General features: G+C 38.6%; 5 protein-coding genes. 2 read left to right on the top strand and 3 right to left on the bottom strand.

Annotated features, from left to right (window positions below; all coding sequences use genetic code 11):
* Nucleotides 1–294 precede the first annotated feature (294 nt).
* Both F6K13_RS10800 and F6K13_RS10795 read left to right on the top strand, forming a co-directional pair.
* Nucleotides 295–2,457, top strand: coding sequence for an NHLP bacteriocin export ABC transporter permease/ATPase subunit (locus tag F6K13_RS10800; protein WP_124143920.1), 2,163 nt, complete (start codon nucleotides 295–297; stop codon nucleotides 2,455–2,457).
* Between the two features lie 662 nt (nucleotides 2,458–3,119).
* Complete coding sequence (locus F6K13_RS10795; RefSeq protein WP_124143919.1) at nucleotides 3,120–3,785, top strand: hypothetical protein; 666 nt, start codon at nucleotides 3,120–3,122, stop codon at nucleotides 3,783–3,785.
* On the opposite strand, the gene F6K13_RS10790 is transcribed toward F6K13_RS10795, so the two are convergent.
* From F6K13_RS10790 to F6K13_RS10780, 3 genes are all read right to left on the bottom strand, one after another.
* Nucleotides 3,770–4,966, bottom strand: coding sequence for a DNA cytosine methyltransferase (locus F6K13_RS10790; protein ID WP_124143918.1), 1,197 nt, complete (start codon nucleotides 4,964–4,966; stop codon nucleotides 3,770–3,772). The two genes, F6K13_RS10795 and F6K13_RS10790, sit on opposite strands and share 16 nt — an antisense overlap.
* Before the next feature lie 435 nt (nucleotides 4,967–5,401).
* Nucleotides 5,402–6,580, bottom strand: a complete 1,179-nt coding sequence (gene cruG / locus F6K13_RS10785; protein ID WP_287242357.1) for a 2'-O-glycosyltransferase CruG — start codon at nucleotides 6,578–6,580, stop codon at nucleotides 5,402–5,404.
* Nucleotides 6,581–6,709: 129 nt separating this feature from the next.
* A partial coding sequence (locus tag F6K13_RS10780; RefSeq protein ID WP_287287361.1) for a carotenoid biosynthesis protein occupies nucleotides 6,710–7,365 on the bottom strand: 656 nt, incomplete at its 5' end.

Below are 7,365 nucleotides of genomic sequence, written 5' to 3'. Positions count from 1 at the left end.
TTTTTTTGCTACTAAGGTTGATGTTTTGCTAAATAATGATTGCTATCATTGTATAATAACAATAGTTTGGAGCAAAACAGCAATTACAGGACTTACGCACGGAGACAAATAGACTGAGGGCGAATGCCATTCGCCCCTACATATGGTGTTTTTAAGGTAAATTTGCGTAAGTCCTGATTATGTCTACATCACCAACAAAAAATAAAATTAATTATTATCCATAAATTATTAATTATTTCTCCCTGTTCCCTGTTCCCTGTTCCCTGTTCCCTGTTCCCTGTTCCCTGCTATACTATGAATCAAGACCTAAACCGACAAAAGACACAAGAAGCACTAATAGAATTAGCATCAGTGCTGCAACCGGAATTCAGTCAAATACCCCAAACAGGTACTCCCCTATTAATTGCTTTCGGTATAGTAACCAAAGCATTAGGCATAACTGTTAATTATATACCAAAAATAGAAACCGAAGAAACAGAAGCAGGATGGGAAGACCCCATAGAAGCGATCGCTAGTACCTCCCACATTCGCACCCGTCGCGTCACCCTCACAAATAAATGGTGGCAACAAGACTGCGGACCTCTATTAGCATACAACGAAGTCAAAAATCGACCAGTTGCCCTACTAAAAGCAGCAAACTATGAAATTTTTGACCCCATAGAATTTACCCGCATTCCACTCAACCAGACTACAGCTCAAGAATTAGCATCAATAGCTTACACCTTTTACCGCCCTTTTCCCAATAGAGATATTTTAGCCTTCGATATCTTCAAATTAGCTTTTAGAGGTAGATTTAAAGATTTGCTGACAGTTGCTGTCACTGGAGTCATAGCTACCTTATTAGGAATGTTGACACCAGTAGCTACAGGTATCATCATTGATAACGCAATTCCCGATGCCAACGAAAAATTATTAATAGAAATAGGTTTGGGTTTGTTAGCAGCTAGTTTTGGAGTAACAATATTTCAGTTAACCCGCAGCTTTGTCACTCTCAGATTAAAAACCATATCTAGCTCCACCATTCAAGCAGCAATATGGGACCGACTCCTCAAACTTACACCAGCCTTTTTTCGCGAATATTCTACAGGAGACTTAGAAAACCGCGTTTCTGCTATCAGTCAAATTCGCGACCGACTCACTAGCACTATCCTCACAACAATATTCACCAGCTTTTTCTCCCTACTGAATTTAGTATTACTATTCATCTATAGTTTTCCCCTTGCTCTCATCGCTTTTGCTATCGCTTGCCTCACCAGTTTTGTCACCCTATGGTCAGGAGCGATCGCCCGTAGCAAGTTACGCTCCTTTCAAGAAATATCAGGAGAAATATTCGGTTTGACAGTGCAACTCATTGGTGGAGTCTCAAAACTACGAGTTGCTGGTGCCGAAGAACGTGCTTTTGCTTATTGGGCAAAAAAATACAGCCAACAAACAAGACTAATGCTCGGTAAGCAACTCATTGAAGACTTAGTTACTGCCTTCAACACAGCTTTACCAACAATAAGCTCTATTTTACTGTTTACATTAACTGTTTATTTAATTCAAACAGAGGAAACAGTTTTATCCATAGGAAAATTTCTAGCTTTTAACACTGCATTCGGTACATTTATTAGTGGAGCGACAAACTTAAGCAAAACCATCGTCAATATTATAGAAATCACAATCTTATGGGAACGCGCTCAACCTATTTTAGCAGCAAAACCGGAAGTAGACATCAACAAATCTGACCCAGGGCAACTTTCCGGTAGGATAAAACTAGATCGTCTTAGTTTTAGATATCGTTCAAATACTCCACTTATTATTAATGATATTACCATTGAAGCAGAAGCAGGAGAATTTATTGCTCTTGTCGGACCTTCTGGCAGTGGAAAATCAACTATTGTACGGTTACTATTAGGATTTGAAACACCAGTAGCAGGAACTATTTATTATGATGGACGCGACTTATCAACCTTAGATGTATCAAGAGTGCGACGACAGTTAGGGGTGGTGTTGCAGAATGTAGGACTCAATAGTGCTTCCATTTTTGAGAATATTGCTTGCGGGGCGTTAGTAACGTTGGATGACGCTTGGGAAGCAGCTGAAATGGCGGGTTTTGCAGATGATATCGAAGAAATGCCAATGGAAATGAATACTATTGTGTCTGAGGGAGGGGGAAATTTATCTGGTGGGCAAAGGCAACGGTTATTAATTGCACGAGCGTTGGTTTTGAAACCCAGAATTTTGATTTTTGATGAGGCGACAAGTGCTTTAGATAATCGTACTCAAGCTATAGTAACTGAGAGTTTAGAGCAGTTGGGGGTAACTCGGATAGTTATTGCTCATAGGTTGAGTACGATTCGTAATGCTAACAGAATTTATGTTTTGCAAGGGGGAAAAGTTATACAGCATGGGAGTTTTGCAGAATTGGCAAATCGGGAGGGGTTCTTTGCTAATTTGATGGCACGACAGATGTAATTAGGGTTTGCGCTCAAAAGTTTTTTAGTAGGGGTAGGAGACAGGAGACAGGAGACAGGAAACAGGAGACAGGAGACACGGCAAATTTAGAGGAGGTAGAAGTAAGAATTGTCACTAAATTTTTTTGTCCTTGATTTGCCCAAAATGCTAACTTTTTGAACGTTTTTGACTAAAACAAGCGCACTTTTAGGGAAGTTCAGAAGGCTAAAACCTTTATCTATCAATGCTTTGATCATTAATCAGCAAGCCCTAATTATTGTTTATATCAAATCTGTTTTATTGGACATAAAAAATTCTCCAATCGTCATAACTACGCTCATCTTTGTAATTCTCTCTCCTCCTGACTCCTGACTCCTGACTCCTCCTGACCAAAAAATAAGGTCTCAAGCCTCCCCTTTCAAGGGGATGAAAAAAAATAGATTCAGTATTTCAAGCCTCCCTATTCCATTGAGGTACTGATAACTGATAACTGATAACTGATAACTGAAATGACTTAAGCATTCTATAACTGTTTAACCGGATTTGATATTATATAGCAAGGAAAGAGTTGGTTAGGACAGAGATTGATGATCGACCTGAGACAGAGAAAAGCTTTTTCCACTGTTCCCTGTTGCCTGTTCTCTGCTATAAAATATGGTTTGTTAAATTTAGTATGTATATAAATGATAGTCCAAGACGATAGTCGGGAAAAGGAATTAATTCAGTTATTTAATTTAGAAAAACCAGCTAACTCAACTCGTAGTGGAACAGATGCCATCTTAACTTTAAATAAACTAAAAATTCCTTTTGAATTAAAGTCAACTACAAAGACTTCTGTAACTACAGTTAGAGATTTTGGACCAGAGCATATTAAGAAGTGGAAAGGAAAACATTGGTTATTTGGTTTCTATGACAAAGGTGGTAAAAACCTAAAATATTGCTTGTATGCTTCCCCTAAAATGATGAATTCTTGGATTAGTGAAAAATCAGCTTATATCGCATCAGATTATAAACTTGCTCAATTAATACCAGAGCTGATTAGCATATCTTTATTATATGAAATTGTTGGGCAAAAAGAGATTTATACCCTCGAAGATGCTCAACGTTTGCACAAAAGACAATACACAATTCAAGAATATCAAAATAAAATGGATTTAGAATTTGGCTACTCTCCTGAGAGAATGCTTTTAATTTTAAGAGATAGATGTCAATATTTAATAGAGAGAGGTTCAACTTTAAATAATCCTCATATTCCAGCTTCATATTTTCAAGATTTGGAAAGAATAACTAATAATCATGCTCAACGTTTAAGAGAACTTGTAACAGAAGCTATTCAAGAAAATACCTGAGAAATAGATACTGCTATTTGATAAGCCATAGGTGGTGGTACGGCATTTCCAATTTGACCTAATGCTTGATAAACTGCACCAGAAAATTGCCAAGATTCAGGAAAACCTTGGAGGATTCCACAGTCAGGAACAGATAGCCTAAAATGATTATTTTTTGCTACAAATAAATGTGCATTTTCTCTATTTTTAGCTACTCCATTCGGCCAAATTTGTAATTTTTCCCAAGCCTTTTGTGCAGAAACGCTACTTAAAATAGAGGTAGTATGGCGGGGTCCAGTTAATCCACTTCTGAGAGTAGGTGATAAAGCATCAAATCCAATATTTGGTAATCCTAAAGCTTCACGAGTTCCCATACAACATTGTAATTTTTCTGGAGCTTCTAAATTATCAAAAATATTAAGTTGAATTGGTTTTTTAGATTGATTTTTTGGTAGATGATGCCAATAATGGGTAGGCTGAGGAAGTTGATATTTTCCTAAACATTTTTCATCACGAAAGCCAACTAAAAAAACCCGCTTTCTAATTTGTGGAATGCCAAAATCTGGAGCATTCAAGATAAATTTCGTGAGTTTATAGTGAGGAACTAAAGGAAACTCAATAACTTCTTCAACATATTTACTAAATTTTTTACTTATCAATGCAGTAACATTTTCTGCCACAAATATTAGAGGTTTAATTTCCAGCACAGCACGAATAAATTCGGGAAACATATCACGATTATCTTCCTGACCTTTTTGGCGACCAGCAACGGAAAAAGGTTGACAAGGTGGACCTCCATGGATAATATCAACTGTTCCACAATAGGAGCGCCAATCTATCTTTGTGACATCTCCCTTTTCACCTGAAAAAACTTGCCAATCTGGTCGAAGGTTACGCAAAGTATTACCAGCCTCCTTGAGAATATCGTAGGAGGCAATATGAGTAAAACCTGCTCGATCAAAACCAAGGTTAAGACCGCCACCACCACTAAATAAAGACAGGGTTCGCCATTTATTTCTAGGCATTTGTGGCATCAGTTTTTCAGGATTTAGATTGGGAATATTGATCGGATGAATAGGTTTTTGCCCTTCTCCATTTAAGGCTTGTTTTTTAGCACGACTAGATGCTTTTGAACGTTGTCTATAAATTTCTCTTTGCGCTTCGGTAATATTCCAACCATGATGGGATGATAGTGTTGACATTATACTAATTTGATAAATGTTTGCTACAAATAGTTAGGATATTTCTTAGGAGTCAGGAGTCAGGAGTCAGGAGTCAGAATGAATGGTTTCAATACCAGTTTTTAAGTCATCAGTTCTCTTTTTTTCTTGGTGCGCTATCATGTGCAACTGGCGTCATCACGGGGTCGCATTGCTTTGTCAAAGGAACATTTCCTGCACTTGTCTTTTGTCCCACTTATTATTCGCAACACTCTTTTTTCAAGTTGACATTAGACATCTCCAACAATAAAAAATCAAATCAATTATCGTACTCTTATTCATCAATTTTTTCCTCTACTTCCTACTCCCTATTTTTGTAGAGATGTCTATTAGGGAAAAGTTATAAGTTTTATCTTAATTGATGGCGTTGCTGAATCAAGGTATGAAAATAAAAATAATCTCAAGTAAGAGAGTATATTAACCATTATCATAAACTCTACCTCTCCATTTTTTAGGAGTTCTTATAGCAGATAAAAATATCCGCAAAACTGCAAAAGGATCTGCTAAAGGAGATAACCAAAATAACCAACCAACTTTAGCTTTACTTAAATCATAAGAAGGAGCGATCGCTAATAACAAAGCAAATCTAATTAATAGTAAAAATAAATTTAATCCAAACAATAAAAACCTGGAAGATAAAGAAACATCAACAGACAAACTAAACAATAAATAACTCAAAACTATCAACAAAGGTAAACCCTGCGTAGCTGACAATAACCAAAGGTCACTCCAAACTTGAGCAGTAGGGGAAGCATCCTTAAGGTCAAGCGATCGCCCCCACTCCTGCCAAGTTTCTGCCATACCCTCATACATCCTGACCTGCAAAACCTCCGCCCCATCCAAAAACCCCACCTTAAAACCTTGGGCAGCAATATTTCTAGCCAGAGTTACATCATCACAAAAAGAACCCTTAGCACTGCTATAACCCCCCACCTCTGACAACACCGAGCGCCGACACAGAAAACACTGACCATTGGCCATAACTCGTTCCGGCGTTTGTGCCCCCGTGCCAGTTGGTCCAAATCTATAGACTAACGTGATGAGTAAAGCAGGTTGTAGCCACAGTTCTCCTGGATATTTCAGAATAAATTGTGGCGACAACGAAATCAGGTCATAGTTTTCAGCTTCTGCCTTTTTGACCAAACTAGCGACCAACCCAGGGTTTGGTTGAATATCTGCATCGACCCCGAGAAACCATTCACTCTCTGGGGAGCTTCTCAAAAAGCCTGTATGCAAAGCCCACGGACGACCTACCCATCCAGAGGGCAAAGGGTCATCCGTAATTAAGCGAAATCTTGGGTCTGTTTCTGCCTTAGTTTTAACTATATATTGGGTATCATCTACCGAATTACTATCAACAATGATAAATTCCCGCACTTCGTAACTTTGCCGACTCAACCCCAGCAAACAGGGAGTAATGCGAGTGGCCTCATTAAGAGTTGGTATGACAACAGTTACTTTACCTACTAATTCTGGTGTGGGTGAGTCAGGTTTTAATGGTGGTTGGCGAGTAGGACCTTTAATCAGACGCGATAGTAAGATAGCTGTTGCTGGTAGTTGCAACAGTAGAATGACAAAAAAAAAGGCTTCAGGCATGATTTTGGATTCTATTGGGCAGTATTTTAGATTTTATATTATCTCTCAAACAAAGCCAAGAATTTATTCCTTCAAATACCTTTGCCCCTGGTGTTCTCTCTAAAATCTAAAATTGATATAACTTGTGAGTTATTTTACAGCCATATTTACCTGTGTCACAGGTACTTTTACCTGATCATCACTCATAGCATTGTCGAGGGACATATCCACCTCACTCAATTGATTAGCTGGAGATATCCACCACAGGGCGATCGCTGGAATTACCCCTAGCACTACACTCAAACAAGTAGGTAATAAGAATCTAGCATCTAAGGCAACGACAGTAATTGTTGCTCCAAAAGCAAAGTTAACTAAATAGGTAATGAGTGGCAGATTTAAATGTTGGCGGGACAATGAAATTGTTTTCTTGCGCCAAAACCAAGCAGCTACAGACATATATATTGCACCTGTACCTACCCATCCCAATAAGTTGCGGTAAGGCATACCAAAGAAAGAGCCTTCCTCTTGAAATGTCCAAAACGGAAATGGTGCCTGACTCATGGCTGGGTCAAGGACTAAGTCCCAAGCTGTTAGAAGCATTGCTCCTGTAGCGATCGCTCCTACATGACGCAACCAAGAGCTAGAACTCTTAACCTGTAAACTACAACGAGCTAGTAAATAGCAAACTAATCCCATATAAAACCAAGATAAGGGAATTGTAAAAGGTACTAGACCTGCAATTTTGTATCCTAAGATTGGCCGCCCGGTAGGGGCGGCCAAGACCCGCGACGAGGCCCTCGCCGAAC

Source organism: Okeania sp. SIO2B9, assembly GCF_010672505.1.
GTDB lineage: Bacteria > Cyanobacteriota > Cyanobacteriia > Cyanobacteriales > Microcoleaceae > Okeania > Okeania hirsuta.
This window is presented reverse-complemented; position numbering and strand designations above follow the sequence as displayed.

Excerpts from the sequence above, each read along its gene's own strand:
- F6K13_RS10790 (WP_124143918.1), bottom strand. The coding sequence starts at position 4,966 with ATGTCAACACTATCATCCCATCATGGTTGGAATATTACCGAAGCGCAA.
- cruG (WP_287242357.1), bottom strand. The coding sequence starts at position 6,580 with ATGCCTGAAGCCTTTTTTTTTGTCATTCTACTGTTGCAACTACCAGCA.
- F6K13_RS10800 (WP_124143920.1), top strand. The coding sequence starts at position 295 with ATGAATCAAGACCTAAACCGACAAAAGACACAAGAAGCACTAATAGAA.
- F6K13_RS10795 (WP_124143919.1), top strand. The coding sequence starts at position 3,120 with ATGATAGTCCAAGACGATAGTCGGGAAAAGGAATTAATTCAGTTATTT.